Below are 19482 nucleotides of genomic sequence, written 5' to 3'. Positions count from 1 at the left end.
CCACCGTCAGATACGACATCCCTGCCGAACAGCGGCGCGAACCCATACATAATTGAAATTGCATGTGATTTTTCCTGCCCCAGGCGTTCGGCCGCCGTCGGCCGACTTCGGCCCACCCGCTGTCGCAAGCGAAATTCAGCACGCCTCACGACAGCGTGCGCCGTTCGCTGCGGGATCGTAGTATTGTCGTCGGCAGCCGTCGAAGCTAGGATTTCGCGTAGCATTCGATCGCGACGCACGAAGAGATGCACTCCAGAATCAAGCGGATGGTCGCGGCTGCGATCGGACGGCACGGCAAATGGAGGACATTATGGCGTGGCGTGACGACAAGGCCCGGGCAGCCCTGATCCGCGATGCAGCGGGCAGCGTGCCAGCGGGCAAGAGCCCCCGGGCCTTTGCCGAGCCCTTGTTCGGCTACACCAATATCGAGGATCTCGCCAATTACGATGCCGCCTCGCTTGCCCTGCTGGCGGAGCAGGCCTGGGAGCACGTGCAGCGGCGCACGGCCGGCAGCGCCGATATCCGCGTCGTCAATCCGACGTTGCCGAACGGACGCGAGATTTCCGTGCTCGAAATTCTCAACGACAACATGCCTTTCCTGTTCGATTCCACCATGGCGGAGCTCGCCGATCAGGGCCTCGAGGTCACCCTGGTCGCTCACCCGATCATCGCGGTGGAGCGCGACGATGGAGGCAAGCTGCTGCGATTCTACGGGGAAGCACTGCCGGACGGAGCAAAGGGCGCGCGCGAAAGCCTGATTCATCTCCACATCACCCGCCTGGATGCGGATTCCGATCGCCAGAAGCTGATCGACGGCCTGACCAGGACGTTGAACAATGTCCGCGCCTGCGTTGCCGACTGGCGCGTCATGCGTGACAGTGTCGAGGAAGCGATCAAGACGTTCTCTTCCAATCCGCCGCCGCTGCCGATCGACGAACTCGCCGAAGCCAATCAGTTCCTGCAATGGCTCTGCGCGGACAATTTCACTTTCCTCGGCGTGCGCAAATATCGCTTCTCGCCCGACAGCGACGCGTCGGACGACATTACAACCGGCGAAGGCCTCGGCATTCTGCGCGATCCGGACGTGAAGGTCCTGCGTCGCGGCAGCGAAATGGTGGTGATGACACCGGAAATCCGCGAGTTCATGCACGAGCCGACCCTGCTGATCGTCATCAAGGCCAATGTCTCCAGCCGCGTCCATCGCCGCACCCGGATGGATTATGTGGGCATCAAACTCTACTCGCCCGACGGCCGGCTCGAAGGCGAGTTGCGCGTCGTCGGCCTTTTCACCTCGGGCGCCTATACTCGCTCGGTACGGCAGATCCCTTATGTTCGCCACAAGGTTTCGCGGGTGCTGCAGCGCGCGGGCTTCGACCCGAACGGTCATTCCGGCAAGGCGCTGATGCATATTCTCGAAGATTATCCGCGCGACGAGCTGTTCCAGATCGACGTCGACACGCTCTACAACTTCGTCATCGAGATCCTGATCCTCTACGAGCGTCCGCGCGTCCGGGCGCTGCCGCGGGTCGACAAGTTCGATCGCTTTGTCTCCATCCTCACCTTCATTCCGCGCGACAAATACGACACCGACGTCCGCACGCGCGTCGGAGCCTTTTTGGCGCAGGCCTACAAAGGGAAGCTGTCCGCCTCCTACGTATCATTCCCGGAAGGGGCGCTTGCGCGCGTCCACTTCATCATCGGACGCTATGAAGGCAAAACGCCCGTCGTCGACCGCGCCCTGCTCGAAGCCGGGATCAGCGCCATTGCCGCGACCTGGGCCGACAAGCTGAAGGCCGCGCTTACCGCGTCGACCGATGGCATGCGGGCGCGCATGCTCACCAACCGATATGCCCAGGCCTTCAGCGGCGGCTATACCGAGGTGTTCGGCGCGGAACAGGCGATCGCCGATATCACGACCGTCGAAAAGTTGACGCCGGCGCGCCCGGTGACGATTTCGGTTTACCGCATCGAAGGCGACGATCCGAGGCGCTTCGGCCTGAAGGTGTTTTCGGACGCCGTACCGCTGTCGTTATCCTACCGCGTGCCGGTGATCGAAAATCACGGCCTGCGTGTGGTCAACGAACGCACCTATCAGGTCGTGCCCGGTACCAGGCCTGCGCCGGTCTGGCTGCACGACATGACGATCGAGACCAGTGACGGCCTGCCCATCGAGATCAACCCGGAATTCAGCCATCGCCTGGAAGCCTCGATCATGGCGGTGGTGACCGATCGCGCCGAATCTGACGGATATAACGGCCTGATCCTGCGCACCGCCCTAAGTTGGCGGGAAGTCTCGACCATTCGGGCGCTGTCGCGTTATTTGCACCAGATCCGCGCTCCGTTCACCCAGGATTACATGTGGGAGACCTTGCGCAAGAACGCCGCGATCACGGCCAGCCTGGTCGCGATGTTCCAGACCCGCCTCGATCCGCGCCTCGCCTTGACGGAGGCCGAGCGCGCGGCGCGCGAGGCGGCTTTGCTTGCCGAGGTCGAGGAACAGCTCAAATCCGTCGCCTCGCTCGATGAAGACCGCATCCTGCGCCGCTTCACCAATCTGGTGCAGGCTACCGTTCGCACCAATCTGTGGCAGATCGGCGAGGATGGACACCCGCGTCCGGTGATCTCCTTCAAGTTCGAGGCGCGCCGGATCGACGACTTGCCCGCTCCACGACCGCTCTACGAGATCTTCGTCTATTCCCCTCGTGTCGAAGGTATCCACCTGCGCTTCGGCAAGGTTGCGCGCGGTGGCTTGCGCTGGTCCGACCGGCCGCAGGATTTCCGCACCGAGATCCTCGGCCTGGTGAAAGCGCAGCAGGTCAAGAACGCCGTGATCGTGCCGGTCGGAGCCAAGGGCGGCTTCGTGCCCAAGCGCCTGCCGCCGCCTTCCAAGCGCGACGCCTGGCTCGCGGAGGGCACCGAAAGCTATCGCATCTTCGTTCGCTCGCTGCTCGAACTCACCGATAATCTCGACGGCGACATCGTCGTGCCGCCCGAATCCACCGTGCGCCACGACGGCGACGACCCCTACCTCGTCGTCGCCGCCGACAAGGGCACCGCCACCTTCTCCGATGTTGCCAACGCGATCTCGGCCGAGAAGAACCATTGGCTCGGCGATGCCTTCGCATCTGGCGGCAGCCAGGGTTACGATCACAAGAAGATGGGGATCACGGCGCGCGGCGCCTGGACGGCGGTCAAGCGCCACTTCCGCGAGCTCGGCACCGACATTCAGACCATGCCGTTCACCGCGGTCGGCGTCGGCGACATGTCGGGCGACGTTTTCGGCAATGGCATGCTGCTCTCGCCGGCGACAAGGCTAGTGGCGGCTTTCGATCATCGCGACATCTTCATCGATCCTTCACCCGATCCATCGACCAGCTTCGCCGAGCGCAAGCGCCTGTTCGATCTGCCGCGATCGAGTTGGCAGGACTACAACAAGTCGCTGATCTCGCAGGGCGGCGGCGTGTTCTCGCGCTCGCTCAAGGCGATCCCGCTTGCGCCGGAAGTGCGCACGCTGCTCGATCTCGACAAGCCGCAAGCCACGCCTTTCGAGGTGATGACGGCGATCCTGAAGGCTCGCGCGGACCTGTTGTGGTTTGGCGGCATCGGCACCTATGTCCGCTCCTCCGGGGAAAGCGACGACCAGGTCGGGGACCGCGCCAACGATCCAATCCGCATCGCGGGTGGCGACGTGCGCGCCCGGGTGATCGGCGAAGGGGCCAACCTCGGCGTTACCCAGCGCGGTCGCATCGAAGCGGCGCAGAAGGGCGTCAAGCTCAACACCGACGCCATCGACAATTCGGCCGGCGTGAACACGTCCGACGTCGAGGTCAACATCAAGATCGCGCTGGCGCGTCCCGAACGCGAGGGACGCCTCAGTCCCACTGACCGCAACAGCCTGCTTGCCGCGATGACCGACGAGGTCGGCGTGCTGGTGCTGCGCAACAACTATCTGCAGACGCTGGCGCTGTCGCTGGCCGAGCGCAAGGGTGTGGCCGAGACCGGTTTCCTCACTCGCCTGATGCAGTCGCTCGAACAGCGCGGCTTGCTCAGTCGCGCTGTGGAGTTCTTGCCCGACGACGCCGCGCTCACCGAGCGCACACGGCGCGGCCAGTCCCTCGCGCGGCCGGAGCTTGCCGTGCTGCTCGCCTACGCCAAGCTGACCCTCTACGATGACCTGCTCGTCACCAGCGTGCCCGATGACCCCTATCTCGCCCGCGAACTCTCCCAGTATTTTCCGCGCGAGGTTCAGGACAAATTCCCGACCGCCGCCGGATTGCATCGGCTGCGGCGGGAGATCATCGCGACCAGTCTCGCCAATGCGGTGATCAATCGCGGCGGCCCGGCCTGCGTCGTGCGCTTGATCGACGAGACCGACGCCGATATCCCGACCATCGTCATGGCCTATGTGGCGGTCGATGAATGCTACGGCCTGAAGTGGCTCAATGATGCGATCGACGCGCTCGACGCCTGCATCGACGGGCAGCTGCAGCTATCCCTCTACGCTTCAGTGCAGGATCTCCTGCTCTCCCGCATGGTCTGGTACGTGCGCAATGCCGATTTCAAGGACGGGTTGGAGGCCGTCGTCGCGCGCTTCGGCCCGGCGATCCGCCAGATCGTCGCCGGGCTCGACACTGCCTTGCCGCCGGACTTGCAAGCCGCGCGCGTCAAGCGGCGGCAGGAACTCGCCGACGCCGGTGTCCCGGCCGGCCTCGCCGGAGAGCTCGCCGATCTTGACGCTTTGGTCTCGGCTCCCGACATCGTGACGGTTGCCGAGCGCACCACGCGCCCCATCGGCGATGCCGCTGCGACCTTCTACGCCGCCGAGGCGAATTTCCGTCTCGACCGCATCATCGCCGCCGCACGCAGTGTGCCGGCCAACGATTATTTCGAACGCATGGCCATCGATCGCGCCGTCGAGCAGATCGCCGGCGCCGAAAGGAGACTGGCCGCCGATATGCTGGCAACCGGCCAGTCTGGCCAGCAGGCCGTCGAGACCTGGCTCGCGGCTCACCCCGAGGCGACGCGTATCCGCCGCTCGGTGGAGGAGATCGCTGCCAGCGGCCTGACCCTCGCCAAGCTGACGGTGGCGGCGAACCTGCTGGGGGACTTGGTCAAGGCCTGAGGGCGTGCGAGGCAGCGACGTGAGAAGCGCGATGCTGGCGCAGGTAGCTAGCCGGTAAACGGAGGAATCCAATGATCCACGCCACTTGTCATACCGCCGACAATGTTCGCTGCATCGAGTTCGATGCCACACCGTGGTTCAGCGAGGCTGACGCTCCGAGCATTATCGATTTGGCTCAACGAGGATGGACCAGCACTGCGATTGCAGATTCCCTCGAGCACAGACGAGGATACGAACGCCTCCACGACCTCATTGAGTATGCGGCGAAGCGACTGCAATTGGAGTCTTTGGAAGACCCAACCTGGGAAACCTTCGAGTGTGTCGTCGATGGACCCGAGGCCGTCGCCTGGCTCGAGAAAAACCGGCCCAACGTTATGGAAAGAATCCCCTAAGCTGGGGGAATCGCAGCAAAGGCTACGGTTGATCGGCGGCAACGAAGCGGAAATGGCGCACCCGACACGATTCGAACGTGTGACCTTTGCCTTCGGAGGGCAACGCTCTATCCAGCTGAGCTACGGGTGCGTGCAGGGGTTCATTTAGCTGATTGGCTCCGCGTCGGCAACGGCGTTGTCCAACTGGTTAAGGGCTGTAAACTGCCTCCCGACAATATGACAGGCCGCGAAAAAAGGCCGTCTTTCGAGGGAGTTTGCCCATGCGTCCGCTGGAATTCGGCTGGTATCTGCCCACGCATGGCGACACCACGGCCTATGGGCTGATGGAGGCCCAGATCGCCGGTTCGCCGGAACTCTGCGAGCGCGTGGTCGCGGCCGCTGAGGACGCCGGCTTCGAGTATCTGCTGATCCCGGTAGGCTCGGTGTGCTGGGAGGCCTGGATCACGGGCGCCTTCATGGCGGCGCGCTCCAGCCGGATCAAGCCGCTGATTGCCGCGCGGCCCGGCTATATCAACCCGGTGCTGATGGCAAAGATGATCTCGACCTTCGACCAGATGTCGGGCGGGCGGATCTGCATCAATCTGATCGCCGGCCAGAACGAGAGCGAGGTCGAGGCCGAGGGCGTGCGCTATGCCAAAGAGGAACGCTACGCGCTGATGGAGGAGGAGGTCTCGATCCTCAAGGCGCTGTGGACGACGCGCGGCCCGGTGCATTTCCAGGGCAGGTTTCACACGATCTCCGGCGCGCATATCAGGCCGCGGCCGCTGCAGCAGCCGTTCCCGAAATTCTATCTCGGCGGTGGCTCGCGGCAGGCCTGGGAGGTGTCGGCGAAGCATTCCGATGTTCATCTGTTCTGGGGCGACCTGCCGGAACGCATCGCGGAGAATATCGCCGAGATCCGGCGGATGGCGCGGGCGCATGACCGCGGGGATGCGATCGGCTTCGGCATGCGGTTGCAGGTGATCTGCCGCGAGAACGAGACGGATGCCTGGGAGGCGGCCGACCAGCTGGTGCGCCACGCCACCGAGCGGCAGAAGCAGGAGATGAAGACGCTTTACAATCGCTCGGAGGCCAACCAGCGCGTGCAGCAGCTCGCGCGCGACTACGGCGATCTCCTGATGCCGCATCTGTGGACCGGCATCACCAAGGTGCGGCCCGGCGCCGGCATCGCGGTGGTCGGCGATCCCGCGCAATGCGCCGCGACCTTGCAGCAGTTCATCGATGCCGGTTGCCACTCCTTCTGCCTGTCCGGTTATCTGCACGACGAGGAGGCCGAGCGGTTCGGCCGCCTGATCCGCCCGATCCTCGCCGCCAACAATCATGGACGGCTCGTGGCCTGAGGTGCGGGTGCGGAAGCTTTCCGAAAATTCACGGGTGAATCTGCGCCGGACGCGCCATGATCCAGCCGAGCTCGCGGCAGCAACGGAGTCGAACCACGCATCACCGGGCCTGGCTTGCGGCCGCGGCATTGCTCGTCGTGGCGGCGGCGCACGGACCCGCGGCGTCCGCGACGCAGGCACAGACCGAGCGCGACCGAAAACCGGTCAAGGAGATCGCCAATGCGCGGATTGCCGTCGGCAAAGCGAGCTTTCCGCTCTACCTCTCGGCCGACTGGTCCAACCCGCTGCCGGATGTTACGCGCGCGGTGCTCGTGCTGCATGGCGTGCTGCGCAATGCCGACGACTATTTTCGCGCGGCGCTGAGCGCGCAGGCCGCGGCCGGCGATGCCGGCGAGCATGCGCTGATGATCGCGCCGCAATTCCTGATCGAATCCGACGTCGAGGCCTTCAAGCTGCCGGCGGAGACGCTGCGCTGGAGCCTCTATGGCTGGCAGGGCGGCGAGCCTGCGCTCGCGCCGAGCGCGGCGAGCTCGTTCGAGGCGCTCGATGCCATCCTGGCGAAGCTCGGCGACCGCAAGCTGTTTCCGAACCTGTCGTGTTCGGTCATTCCGGCGGCGGCCAGGTGGTGCAGCGCTATGCGATCGCGGTGAAGGGCGATCAGCTGCTGCTGCGCGAGGGCATCGGCGTGCGCTATGTGGTCGCCAATCCGTCCTCCTACGCCTATTTCACCAAGGAGCGGCCGGAGCCCGCGATCGCGGCGAACTGCCATGGCTACAACAGCTGGAAATTCGGTATGGACGACCGCCCGCCCTATCTTGCCGAGCCTTCGCCGGCTGCGCTGGAGCAGGCCTATGTCGCGCGCCGCGTGATCTATCTGCTCGGAACGCTCGACACCAACCCCAATCATCCCGCGCTCGACAAATCCTGCATGGCGGAGGCCGAGGGGCCGTACCGTTACGCGCGCGGGCATTCCTATGCCGCCGTGATGCAGGCCCGCGACGGCGGCGCGCCAAACCACAGCGTGTGGGATGTGCCCGGCGTCGGCCATGCCGGCGGCAAGATGCTCAATTCGCCCTGCGGCCTGACCGCCGTATTCGACATCCCCGGCTGCGAAGCAGCGCGCTGAGCCCCCCGACACCAGAATTTGTGCGCGGAGACGGTGGCAAGCGGCACAGAGATCGCCTACGCTTGTGCCGCGAATGGAGCAGCACGACCGACAGCTCGATGGAGAACATCATGAGAGCAGGTTTGATCACGCTTCTGACAGCCGGTGCCTTCCTCGGCTTGACCCCGGCCAACGCCGCAGAGGGATGCGGTGACGGTTGCCACAGGACCTCACGAGGTGCCTGCGTGATCGACGGCTGGGGCACCGCCGCGCGGGTCAGGAATGAGTGTCCCGCCACCTCGCGCCCGCGCCCGCCGTGTGGTGGCGCTGGCTTCGTCTGGCGGCGCGACTACCAGGCTTGCAGCCAGACCACGAAGGATTGGCTCTAGTGTGCTGAATGCGAAGTTCGTGCGATTTCGCGGCAGCCACTTTCACGAACTTCGCATTCATAAAGCACTAGAATCATAAGTTTGCTAGTGTCCTTATCGAATCCGAAGTTCGCTCCGAAGGTGCGGCAAATGATGCGAACTTCGGATTCGGGACACTAGCCGTCGACGGCCTGACCAGCGTCACGCCGGCACGATCACCTTGCCGATCGGCCACAGCGCGATGCCGGCAAGCTTGAGATGCGCCCAGGCGAACGGGATGCCGATGATGGTCACCGCCAGCAGGATCGCGGTGATCACATGGCCGATCGCGAGCCACCAGCCGGCCAGGATGAACCAGATCAGATTGCCGATCACGCCGAGCGGTCCGGTACCGATGTCGGACGTGCCGGTCACCTCATCGCGGCGCACCGCACGCGAGCCGAACGGGAGCAGCGTGTAGACGGCGATGTTGAAGGCGGCGCGCGCCCAGGGCAGCCCGATAATGGTCACAGCCATGATCACGGCGGCGACCAGCCAGCCGAACGCCATCCACGCGCCGCCGATCAGGATCCAGAGGATGTTCAGGAGGATAGATACAGGCTGCATGGCTGACACCTTCGCGCCGCTTGGGACTGCTCTTTATATACGCCGCCGCCCGGCGCTGCGGTAGGTGTGGCCTAACCGCGCGCCTGCCGTGACGAGGCGCTTCACCGGCGGCCGGCACCGAACGACAGCTGGCACCTCATTGCATCCATCGCGACGGCAATTAATCTCGCGCGACCGGGCAGGGCGCAAAGACGCCTGCACCGAAAAGGGAGAACAACAATGAGAACAATATTCGGAGCAGGGATCTTGGCGGCGCTGGCATTGTCGGTGTCGGCCGTGCGGGCTGAGGACGCCGTGCGCTTCGCGCCGCTGAAGGCGGAGGAGCTGTCGCCGGCGCAAAAGGCCTGGGCCGACATGATCAGCGCGCCGCCGCGCAATGCCAAATTCACCGCGCCGCCCTACCGCGCCTATATCCGCAATCCCGATCTGGCACCAAAGCTGTCGAACCTGTCGGAGTATCTGCGGTGGAATACCTCGCTGCCGGCGCGGCTCAGCGAAATGGCGATCCTGATCACGGCGCGGCACTGGACCGCGCAATATGAATGGTCCGCGCACCATCCGCTGGCGATCAAGGGCGGGCTCGATCCGAAAATCGCGGACGCGATCGCCAAGGGCACGCGGCCCGAGAGCATGAAGGACGACGAGGCCGCGCTGTACGATCTCGGCATCGCGCTCTATCGCGACAAGAAGGTCAGCGACGCTGTCTACAAGGCGGCGCTGGATAAATTCGGCGAGCGCGGCATCACGGATATCATCGCCATCATGGGCTATTACGACATGGTCTCGATGATGCTGATCACGATGCAGGCCGGTCCCGCGAATAACGGCGTGCAGCCGTTGGCGGTGCTGGAGAAGTAGGGCGTCTGCAGCGGTCTCGCGTTCTTACCTCTCCCGCCTGCGGGGGAGGTCGACGTGCGCGCAGCGCGCGGCGGGTGGGGGCTCTCTCCCCAGTTTTGACTCGTGGTGAAACCCCTACCCCAACCCTCCGCCGCAAGCGGGAGAGGGAGCGCAGTCACATCGCGCCCTTACCGCCGGAAGCCGCTGGCGCGCGAATAGCCCTGGCGGCCTTCCTGGGCGGGGCGCGCGGCCATGCTGGCGCGCGTTTCGCTGGCGACCGGCGTCGCCGGCTTCAAATCCTCGAGGAAGATCGGTTTGGCGAAGTAATAGCCCTGGGCATAGCGGATCTTGGTCGCGGCCTGCAGATAGGTGAGTTCCTCGTAGGACTCGATACCCTCGGCGATCACGGTCATGCCGAGCGCCTCGCTCAGCGATTCGATTGCGCGCAAGATGCCCTGGCTGCGCGGCCGCTGATGGATGTCGGTGATGAAGGAGCGGTCGATCTTGATCTCGTCGGCGGTGATATCGGCGAGCGCCGACAGCGACGAATAGCCGATGCCGAAATCGTCGATCGAGATGCCGACGCCGATGCCGCGCAGGATCGGCAGGATCTGGTCCTGGAAATGCGACCGCGTCACGAACGCGTCCTCGGTTACCTCGATCATGAAGCGTTTGGGGAAGCCGGTCTCCTCGAGCGCGCGCGCGAACCGGCGCATGAATTCGAGGTTGGAGGCCTGCTTGGCGGCGACATTGATGCTGATCGTCGCCGTCGGACCGAACGTGTCGTTGATCAGGTCGATCGACTTGACGATCTCCGCCAGCACCAGGAACGTCAGCTCGTCGATCAGGCCGAGCTCGACCGCGAGATCAATGAAGGTGCCCGGCGCCTGGATCACGCCCTCGTCGTCGCGCAGCCGCACCAGCGCCTCGATGCCCTTCACCTCCTGGGTGCGGATATCGACCTTGGCCTGGAACGCGCAGCAGAAACGCTTTTCCAGGATCGCCAGCCGCAGCGACTGCTCGATCTTCATCCGCGCCAGCGCCTCGCGCTCCATGCTGTTGTCGAAGAACGCGGTCGAGCCCTTGCCGTTGTTCTTGACGCGGTACATCGCGATATCGGCATTCTGGCGCAGCGCCTCGTAGCTCCGGCCATGCATCGGATAGAGGCTGACGCCGATCGAGGTCGAGGCGAAGATCTCGGAGTCCTCGATGAAGAACGGCGCCTTCAGCCGCTCCTGCATGACATGGATGAATTCGGCGACTTCGTCATTGCCGCTGATCGGGTTGAGCAGCAGCAGGAATTCATCGCCGGAGATGCGCGACAGGATATCGGTGTCGCGCAGCGCGTGGCCGAGTCGCTTCGACAGCTCAACGAGCAGCGCATCGCCGATCGCGTGGCCGTAATAGTCGTTGATGTGCTTGAAGTTGTCGACGTCGAGGAAGGCGAGCGCGAAATGGCCTTGCGAATCGTCGCGGATCAAGCCGTTGACGCGGTGCTCGATCACCCGGCGGGTCGGCAGGCCGGTCAGCTCGTCGTAATAGGCCGAGCGGAACAGCTGGTCCTCGAACGCCTTCTGCTCGCTGATGTCGGTCGAGGTCGAGATCAGGAGATTGCGACCGGCGATCCGGACGGGCCGGTGCGAGGTCAGGAACACGTATTTGGATGCGCCGCAGGAGAGCGTTTCCTCGAGCACCACCGGACGGCCGCTGCGCAGCAGGTCCAGGTTGGCGGCGTGGCGCTCGTCGACCGGGGACGGCTGGCTCGCGCTGGCGGCCAGCTGCAGCTGGCTCGCGGCTGCTTCATTCACCAGGATGATCTGGCCCTGCTCGTCCTGGACGGTCACTCCCGCCGGAAGGAGTTGGAGAAGGTCGCGCAGGATACGCAATTCATTGCCGGAAATATCGTCTTGGCCGGGCACTGCCGCGCCCGCCTGAAAATCGTGTCTGGTGAGACTGTGCATGCGCCGACCTTGGCAAAGTCCGTTGTAGTTTTGGTTAAGCGGACCTGCGAAATGCCGTGACAGAATGAGACCGCGACGGCTTTCGCAAGCCGTCGCGGCAATCGTCATTAACAGAGTATCAATGTCGGCTGCGACCGCTGCTGAAAGCGATTGCGCAGCGCGCGGTTGCATCAACGCATGCGCGTGTGCCGGAAAGCCGACTTATCAACAGCTCGGAAGCTTGCACTGCATGGTGCAGTGAACACCGGTCTTCAGGTAACTGATCTCGGTCTTGCCGTCGAACGGCCGCAGCGCCGACTTGAGCAGCTTGGTGCCGAAGCCGGCTTCGCCGATCGCCTCGACCACCGGTCCCTCGGTCTCGTCCCAGATCACGTTGAGACGTCCGTCGTCGACGGTCCATGACACTTGTAAAAATCCGCGCGGCGAGGAGAAGGCGCCGTATTTTCCGGCGTTGGTTGCAAGCTCATGGAAGATCAGCGCCAGCGAGACGGCGAGCTTGGCGGGCAGGAACAGCTGCTCGCCATTGAGGTTGAACCGCACGTGGCCGTAGGGCCCGAGTTCCGAGCGCAGCAAATCCTTGATATCGCAGCCATAGCCGTCGACCCGCGCGATCAGATCGTCGGTTGCCGAGAGCGCGCGGATGCGATGGTCGATGCGCTGCCAGACATCGGGCCGGTCCTGCAGCGCCTGATGCAGTACGGCATGAATGGTCGAGGACTTGTTCTTCAGCCGGTGCTGCAATTCGTCGACCACCACCTTGCGGTACTGCTCTTCCTCGATCAGCCGTTTGGAAACTTCGCGCTGCTGTGCGACCAGGGAACGGTAATGCTCGACGCCCCAGATCGCGATGCCGCACACAACCCAGAAGATCATCAGCAGCGCAAAGCGCGCAGGATCGGCGTGCGCGCCGCTGAAATTGAGCACGACGCCGAGCAGGCCGCTCGCCAGCGCGGTCGCGATCCCGATCCGGAAACCGCCAAGGGCGGTGGCAAAGAACACCGCCGGGAAATAGGGCGTGAAGAACACATCCGGCCGGATCTGGGCGAGCCCGAAGCGCGCGGCCGTGGCCAAAACGAGACAAAGCACCGCGAAGGCGACCGCAAGCCGCACCGACGGCTGGGCATCGCCCCGCCAACACGCCCTGAAATCGTCGATCCACTTCGCCATCGGTCGTTCCAGTTCACGTGAACAGGCGACCCAAAATAAGGCCGCTGCGACCGAAAAACCGCAGTAGTGGCCTTCTGGCCACAGGCGGACCTCGCGACTGTGGCGGCTTGCAAGTACTTGTATTGGCAGCAGGAGCTGGGGAATATCCGCAACATCATACGTAAGTTGAGGGGACCGACATGGGACGGCTGGACGGCAAGGTCGCGGTGATCACAGGGGCGACCAGCGGCATCGGGCTGCGCACGGCGGAGATCTTTGTCGCGGAGGGCGCGAAGGTGGTGATTGCCGGACGCCGCGCGCCGGAGGGCGAGGCACTGGCGCAACAGCTCGGCGAGACCTGCGTGTTCCGTCAGACCGACGTCACGGTCGAGGAACAGATGCAGGCGCTGATCGCGCTTGCGGTTGAGAAGTTCGGCCGGATCGACTGCCTGTTCAACAATGCCGGCGGCCCGGCGCAGACCGGGGGCATCGAAGGCCTCGACGTCGAGCGGTTCGATGCCGCGATGGCGACGCTGGTGCGCAGCGTCATGCTCGGCATGAAGCATGCCGCGCCCTACATGCGCAAACAGGGCTCCGGCAGCATCATCAACAATGGCAGCATCGCCGGACGGCTCGCCGGCTTCTCGTCGTCGATGGTCTATGGCGCCGCGAAGGCCGCGGTCATTCATTTCACCAAATGCGTGGCGATGGAGCTCGGCGAGTCCGGCATCCGCGTCAACTCGATCTCGCCCGGCGCGATCGCTACCGGCATTTTCGGCAAGGCGCTCGGGCTGTCGACGGAAGCGGCGGAGAAGACCGCGGCCGTGATGCGCGAGGTCTACAAGGCGGCGCAGCCGATCCCGCGCGCCGGACTGCCCGACGACATCGCGCATGCCGCGGTGTTCCTGGCGAGCGACGAATCGAGTTTCATCAACGGCCATGACCTCGTCATCGACGGCGCCATCACAGGCGGCCGCAACTGGAGCCAGCAGCAGGCGGGCTACGTCGCGCTGCGCAAGGCGTTCGATCAGGGCGCGGGGTAGCAGCGTCCGTCATTGCGAGTGGAGCGACTTGTCCGCAGAAGCATTGGCGAAGGCGGGAGTAATCCATAGCGTGCGCTGCCGATTCCCTCAGGGCGAGGAAAATGCATGAAGCTCGTCTTGATCACGGGCATGTCTGGAACGGGGAAATCGTCCGCGATCGAAGAGTTGGTTGCGCGCGGTCATCGGGCTTACGACCTTGACACACCCGAATAGTCTCACTCGCACGCGGCATGTGCGGGTGATGACGCCGCATTGTTTGGCGTTTGAAGCGCAAACCATCCCCACCGTCGTCCCGGCGCAGGCCGGGACCCATAACCACGAATGGTGATTGTTGCCCAATGCTGGAAGGACGAGCCCCTTTCACAACACCCGCCGCGGCGTATGGGTCCCAGCCTGCGCCGGGACGACGGCGGTGGGTGTGGCGCGAGCTGGCGTTCTTTCTTCCTCCAGCGCTTTTTCTTCCTCCAGGAAGGATCACAAATCACGCCTTCTGTTTCGCCGCGGCCTTAGTAAGATCCGGTGCGTTCACGGCGGGGATCGCGACGCGGCCGGGGCCGGTTTGCTGGAGGGCGGCGGCGGCCTTGTCGTTCTGCATGATCTTGGCCATGACAGCCTGGCCGGCGCGCTCGAACACGGCGCGGTTGTCGATCAGGAACTGGCGCGACTTGCGCAGGCCGTCGATATAGCCATTGATCTCGGGCACGACATAGCGCGCGACCATGTCCCAGCTGCGGCGGGTATTTTCCGGATTGGCCCAGTCGTGCGCGAAGCCGATGATCGAGCCGACGCCGCCCGACACATCGACCAGGTTCTTGATCATCTTGATCAGATCATCCGGCGTGCCGATGGTGGACGCGGCGCCTTCGACGAACGCGGTCTTGTCGACGGCCTCATCGGGCGAGGAGAACGCGGTCAGGCCCGGCCGCATCAGGGTGCCGACGTTATATTCGTTGTGCCAGCGCATCAGCCCGGCACCGGCCTCGCGCCGCGCCTGCTCGCGGGTCTCGGCGATGTGCCAGGACAGCAGCACGCGCCAGTTGGCGCGGCTCACCGTGGTGCCGGCCTTCTTGGCGGCATCCTCGGCGAACTGCCATTGCTGCGGCAGCGCCATCAAGCCCTGGGTCGACATCGAGCCCAGCGAGATGATGCCGATGCCGTATTTGCCGGCGAGCGTCATGCCCGACGGCGAGATCTGCGAGGCCACCACGAACGGCATGTCCTCCTGCAGCGGCAGGATCTGCAACGCGGCGTCGTGCATCTCGAACCAGTCGGTCTTGGCGGTGACGCGCTCGCCGTTGAACAGGCGGCGGATCACCGCGATCGCCTCGTCCTGGCGATCGCGCTGGGTCATCGGGTCGATGCCGAGCGTGTGGGCGTCGGAAGCGAGCGCGCCGGGGCCGGAGCCGAAGATGGCGCGGCCGCCGGTCATGTGGTCGAGCTGCACCATGCGCTGCGCGACGTTGAAGGGGTGGTGATAGGGCAGCGAGACCACGCCGGTGCCGAGCTTGATGCGCTTGGTGCGCTCGCCGGCGGCGGCCAGGAACATTTCCGGCGAGGCGATGGTCTCCCAGCCCGAGGAGTGGTGCTCGCCGCACCAGAATTCGTCGTAACCGAGCGCGTCGAGCTGCTCGACGAAATCGAGGTCGCGGCGGAATTGCAGCATCGGATGCTCGCCGATCGGGTGATGCGGGGCGAGGAAGGCTCCGAACTTGAGGCGCGCCATGGGTCGTTCTCTCCGGACTATTGTTATCGGGGGCTTTCCGCCAACCTACGGGGTGGCCCGGGGCAAGGCAATGCTCGGGGGTTGCGGCGGTCGCATGGTTGTTGCGCAAATCGGCGGCGATTGCCGCCGTCCGGAATGTTTCCTAGCGCGTCAACGCAAATTGGCAGCCGGGGCTCGAGCGTCTGTGATCCCGGGCTTACCTCGCAGGTAATCGAAGCGATGACCGGAATCTGCTGATGTCCGCTGTAACGTCATTTCGGGCAGGACAGGACATGCACCAGATCGTTTCGACGCGAGCGGACACGTCCCGCCGCTGGTGGGTGCTGGCGATCGTAGTGTCGGCGCAATTCATGTTCGGGGTCGATGCCTTCATCGTCAACGTCGCGATCCCGACGATCGCGGCGGAGCTGCACGCGACGCCGGCAGAGATCGAGGCCGTGATCGCGATCTACCTGATCGCCTATGCCACGCTGGTGGTCACCGGCGGCCGGCTTGGCGACATCCATGGCACCAGGAACGTGTTCATCGCCGGCGTCGCCGGATTCTCGGTGACCTCGCTGTGGTGTGGTCTTGCGCAGTCCGGGCCCGAGCTCATCGTCGCGCGGCTCGCGCAGGGTGCAACCGCGGCGCTGATGGTGCCGCAGGTGCTGGCGACGCTGCATCTGCTGTTCTCAGACGCCAGCCGCGCGCGGGCGTTCGGCATCTACGGCATCGTGCTGGGGCTCGCGGGAGCCGCCGGCTTCATGCTCGGCGGCGTGCTGGTGACGCTCGATCTCGCCGGCCTCGGCTGGCGCGCGGTGTTTTTCGTCAACGTGCCGTGCGGCGTCGTCATCATTGCGGCGGCGCTGAAGATCATGCCGACGGTACCGCGCCGCGCCGGCACGCGGCTCGATATCCCGGGCGCAATCGTGCTGTTCGCGGGCCTGCTGTGCCTGATCGGTCCGCTGCTGTTCGGCCATGATCTCAGCTGGACGGCATGGGTGTGGCTGGTGATGGCCGTGGGCATCGCTGTGATCGCGGCCTTCGTGCGGCTCGAGCGGTCCGTCGCGCGCCGCGGCGGCATGCCTCTGATCGATCTGTCGCTGCTGTCGGATCGCGCCTTCATGCGCGGGCTGGTCGCGGTGTTTTTCTTCTTCTTCGCCAATCTGTCGTTCTATCTGATCATGACCATGTTCATGCAGAAGGGCTTGCAGATTCCGCCGCTACAGGCCGGGCTGGTGTTCGTGCCGCTGGCGCTGACCTTCGTGGTTGCCTCGCGTCACAGCGGCGTGCGCGCCCGGCATCGCGGCACGCTGGTGCTGATCGAGGGCTGTGCGCTGCAGGTCGTCGGTCTCGCCGTGCTCGTCGCGACGATTGAGGTGGTCGCGGCACCGTCGGCACTGCTGCTCGCGGTGGTGCTGATGATCTTCGGCTACGGTCAGGGGCTCGTCATGGCGCCATTGTCGAGCGCGGTGCTCGCGAGCGTGCAGCCCGCGAGCGCCGGTGCCGGCTCCGGCATGTACGGCACGACGACGCAGATCGGCAACGCGGCCGGCGTTGCCGCGATCGGCGCAGTCTTCTTCGCAATCGAGAGTACGATGTCAGCACGTCTGGCGCTGTTTGCGGCATGCGCATTGTTTGTGCTGTCGATCGCAATTTCAGCCGCATTTCTGTCATGGATGCGCCGCGCCACGGCGTGAATCCGGCGCCACGCGGCGCGCATTCCTGAAAAGTTGGTGCTCAAACAAGGTGCTATGGCAACTATTTCGGCCGGCTCGCAGCGCGATCACGCATTAACGCCGATTCTCACAAATTCCGCAGGGAAAGACAGCACACGGCCTTTTCATTTTGCAGTGCAGCAATTATCTGATCGGGTGACACAGAAGACTAAATCACCTCAGGAGTTGCTGTTGTCCCTGATCAACAACGTCGAATTTCTGCGTCATCTGCCGAAGATGAACGCGTTCAGCGGCCTTGGCGCACTCGCGCCGGCCGTGCCGACGCCGCTCGTCGAGACGACCGAATTCGGCGTCAACCCCGGCGATCTGAAGATGTTCTCGTTCGTGCCCGCGCAGCTGGCGCGGTCACCCGCGCTCGTCGTGGTGCTGCATGGCTGCGGCCAGACTGCAGCGTCCTACGATCTCGGCGCCGGCTGGTCGGCGCTTGCGGCGCATTACGGCTTCGCACTGCTGATGCCGGAGCAGCAGGCGTTGAACAACGGCAACACCTGCTTCAACTGGTTCAACCCGCAAGACATCGCGCGCGGGCAGGGCGAGGCCGCGTCGATCAGGCAGATGATCGCGCATCTGGTCGGCACGCATGAGATCGACCCGCGCCGCATCTATGTGACGGGTCTGTCCGCCGGCGGCGCGATGGCCTCGGTCATGCTCGCGACCTATCCGGATGTGTTCGCGGCCGGCGCCATCATCGCCGGCCTGCCGTTCGGCGTCGCCACCGATCTGCGCGAAGCGCTGCACGCGATGATGCATGGCAGCGCGCTCTCCGCGCCCGAGCTCGGCGGTCTGGTGCGCAACGCGTCGACGCATGGCGGCGCCTGGCCGAAGATTTCGGTGTGGCACGGCAGTGCCGACCGCACCGTGCATCCCGGCAATGCCGATGCAATCGTGCGGCAGTGGCTCGACGTGCACGGCCTGCCGCTTGCCGCGATGTCGAAGGCGGATGTCGACGGCCATCCGCGCGAGGTGTGGTGGAACGCCGACGGCGAAACGCTGGTCGAGTCCTACACCATCGCCGACATGGCGCATGGCACGCCGCTCGGGCTTGCCGACAATGACGAGCGCTATGGCGTGGAGGGCGCGTTCCTGATCGAGGCCGGGATCTCCTCCTCCTATCACATCGCGAGCTTCTTCGGCCTGACCGACAAGGTCCGTCAGCCGCATATCGCGCCGACCGGAATTCCGCGCGAGCGCGCTGACACGGTCTCGATGACGGTACCGGTGCCCGCGGCCGAGCCGGAGGTGGCATCCGGCCGCAAGAGCGATCGGCCGCGCAAGCGACGGAGCAAGGGTGTCGATGTCGGCGGCGTCATCACGCGGGCGCTTACCGCCGCGGGGCTGATGAAGTAGCTACATCTCGCCGGTCAGGAACGGATTCGTCATCCGCTCCTGGCCGATGCTCGATCCGGCGCCATGGCCGCAGATGAAGCCGACATCGTCGCCGAGCGGCAGCAGCTTGTCCTTGATCGACTGGATCAGGGTCGGATGGCTGCCCCCGGGCAAATCGGTGCGTCCGACCGAGCCGGCGAACAGCACGTCGCCGACATGGGCGAAGCGCAGCTCCTTGTTGAAGAACACCACGCTGCCCGGTGAGTGGCCGGGGCAGTGCAGGATGTCGAAGGTGAGATCGCCAATCGAGACCTGATCGCCCTCATCGAGCCAGCGGTCAGGCCCGAAATTGCGCACCCCGGTCATGCCGAAGCGCGCGCCGCTCGAGACGACATTGTCGAGCAGATATTTGTCGGCGATATGCGGGCCCTCGATCTTGACCTGCAGCGCGTCGCGCAGTTCGGCGGCGCCGCCGACATGGTCGATATGACCGTGGGTCAGCCAGATCTTCTCGACCGTCACGCCGGTCTGCTTGATCGCGGCCTGGATCTTCGGCACGTCGCCGCCCGGGTCGATCACTACGGCCTTCTTGGTGGGCTCGTGCCAGATGATGGTGCAGTTCTGCTCGAACAGCGTCACCGGCACGATGATCGCGCCGGCCTTCGGTTTGGTGTCGGTTGTCTCGTTCATGGGGGCACCATAGGCTTCCGGGAAACGTCGTCAACACGCGCTGGAAATGCGGCTGCCCCGGCGTGTGATCCCAAAACGGACCGTGATAAGGTCACCTCCAGCAGA

The 19482-nt window shown here is 64.6% G+C and carries 13 protein-coding genes, 1 tRNA gene and 1 pseudogene; 9 read left to right on the top strand and 6 right to left on the bottom strand.

Annotation, left to right across the window (positions count from 1 at the left end):
* Window positions 1-298: 298 nt before the first annotated feature.
* Together J2R80_RS05270 and J2R80_RS05265 are read left to right on the top strand one after the other, a co-directional pair.
* Window positions 299-5122 (top strand): NAD-glutamate dehydrogenase, encoded by a 4824-nt coding sequence (locus J2R80_RS05270; RefSeq protein WP_076824608.1) that lies wholly within the window; start codon window positions 299-301, stop codon window positions 5120-5122.
* Between the two features lie 71 nt (window positions 5123-5193).
* On the top strand, window positions 5194-5514 hold the full coding sequence (locus J2R80_RS05265; protein WP_076824610.1) for a hypothetical protein: 321 nt from the start codon (window positions 5194-5196) through the stop codon (window positions 5512-5514).
* A gap of 53 nt (window positions 5515-5567) precedes the next feature.
* Here J2R80_RS05265 and J2R80_RS05260 read toward each other — a convergent pair.
* Window positions 5568-5644 (bottom strand) — tRNA-Arg (locus J2R80_RS05260).
* A 130-nt stretch (window positions 5645-5774) separates the two neighbouring features.
* Here J2R80_RS05260 and J2R80_RS05255 point away from each other — a divergent pair.
* From J2R80_RS05255 to J2R80_RS05245, 3 genes and pseudogenes are all read left to right on the top strand, one after another.
* Window positions 5775-6854 (top strand): LLM class flavin-dependent oxidoreductase, encoded by a 1080-nt coding sequence (locus tag J2R80_RS05255; protein WP_076824612.1) that lies wholly within the window; start codon window positions 5775-5777, stop codon window positions 6852-6854.
* Between the two features lie 56 nt (window positions 6855-6910).
* Window positions 6911-7980, top strand: a pseudogene (locus J2R80_RS05250) (alpha/beta hydrolase).
* 110 nt (window positions 7981-8090) lie between these two features.
* Window positions 8091-8348 carry a GCG_CRPN prefix-to-repeats domain-containing protein gene (locus tag J2R80_RS05245; protein ID WP_156436045.1) on the top strand — a complete coding sequence of 86 codons (258 nt, stop codon included), beginning with the start codon at window positions 8091-8093 and terminating at the stop codon, window positions 8346-8348.
* 180 nt (window positions 8349-8528) lie between these two features.
* Here J2R80_RS05245 and J2R80_RS05240 read toward each other — a convergent pair whose 3' ends face one another.
* Window positions 8529-8933, bottom strand: coding sequence for a YccF domain-containing protein (locus J2R80_RS05240; RefSeq protein WP_016843571.1), 405 nt, complete (start codon window positions 8931-8933; stop codon window positions 8529-8531).
* A gap of 219 nt (window positions 8934-9152) precedes the next feature.
* On the opposite strand from J2R80_RS05240, the gene J2R80_RS05235 reads away from it, so the two are divergent.
* Window positions 9153-9791 carry a carboxymuconolactone decarboxylase family protein gene (locus J2R80_RS05235; protein WP_057015382.1) on the top strand — a complete coding sequence of 213 codons (639 nt, stop codon included), beginning with the start codon at window positions 9153-9155 and terminating at the stop codon, window positions 9789-9791.
* 167 nt (window positions 9792-9958) lie between these two features.
* On the opposite strand, the gene J2R80_RS05230 is transcribed toward J2R80_RS05235, so the two are convergent.
* On the bottom strand, window positions 9959-11731 hold the full coding sequence (locus tag J2R80_RS05230) for a bifunctional diguanylate cyclase/phosphodiesterase (protein ID WP_057015383.1): 1773 nt from the start codon (window positions 11729-11731) through the stop codon (window positions 9959-9961).
* A gap of 204 nt (window positions 11732-11935) precedes the next feature.
* Window positions 11936-12898, bottom strand: coding sequence for a sensor histidine kinase (locus J2R80_RS05225; RefSeq protein ID WP_018269225.1), 963 nt, complete (start codon window positions 12896-12898; stop codon window positions 11936-11938).
* Window positions 12899-13077: 179 nt separating this feature from the next.
* Between J2R80_RS05225 and J2R80_RS05220 the strand changes: the two genes are divergently transcribed.
* A complete protein-coding gene (locus J2R80_RS05220; protein ID WP_225648490.1) occupies window positions 13078-13920 on the top strand; it encodes an SDR family NAD(P)-dependent oxidoreductase in 843 nt (280 codons plus the stop codon).
* A gap of 481 nt (window positions 13921-14401) precedes the next feature.
* On the opposite strand, the gene J2R80_RS05215 is transcribed toward J2R80_RS05220, so the two are convergent.
* Window positions 14402-15643 carry an LLM class flavin-dependent oxidoreductase gene (locus tag J2R80_RS05215; protein WP_076824620.1) on the bottom strand — a complete coding sequence of 414 codons (1242 nt, stop codon included), beginning with the start codon at window positions 15641-15643 and terminating at the stop codon, window positions 14402-14404.
* 272 nt (window positions 15644-15915) lie between these two features.
* On the opposite strand from J2R80_RS05215, the gene J2R80_RS05210 reads away from it, so the two are divergent.
* Both J2R80_RS05210 and J2R80_RS05205 read left to right on the top strand, forming a co-directional pair.
* Window positions 15916-17322, top strand: coding sequence for an MFS transporter (locus tag J2R80_RS05210; RefSeq protein ID WP_253638128.1), 1407 nt, complete (start codon window positions 15916-15918; stop codon window positions 17320-17322).
* 210 nt (window positions 17323-17532) lie between these two features.
* Window positions 17533-18708, top strand: a complete 1176-nt coding sequence (locus J2R80_RS05205) for a PHB depolymerase family esterase (protein ID WP_057015412.1) — start codon at window positions 17533-17535, stop codon at window positions 18706-18708.
* Here the strand turns inward: J2R80_RS05205 and J2R80_RS05200 are convergent, their stop codons facing one another.
* On the bottom strand, window positions 18709-19377 hold the full coding sequence (locus J2R80_RS05200; protein WP_057015387.1) for an MBL fold metallo-hydrolase: 669 nt from the start codon (window positions 19375-19377) through the stop codon (window positions 18709-18711).
* Window positions 19378-19482: the final 105 nt, after the last annotated feature.

It is taken from the genome of Bradyrhizobium sp. USDA 4541, assembly GCF_024171085.1.
In the GTDB taxonomy this organism is placed as follows: Bacteria; Pseudomonadota; Alphaproteobacteria; order Rhizobiales; family Xanthobacteraceae; genus Bradyrhizobium; species Bradyrhizobium australafricanum.
The sequence above is the reverse complement of the archived record's forward strand: the minus strand, read 5'-3'. Positions and strand labels throughout refer to the sequence as shown.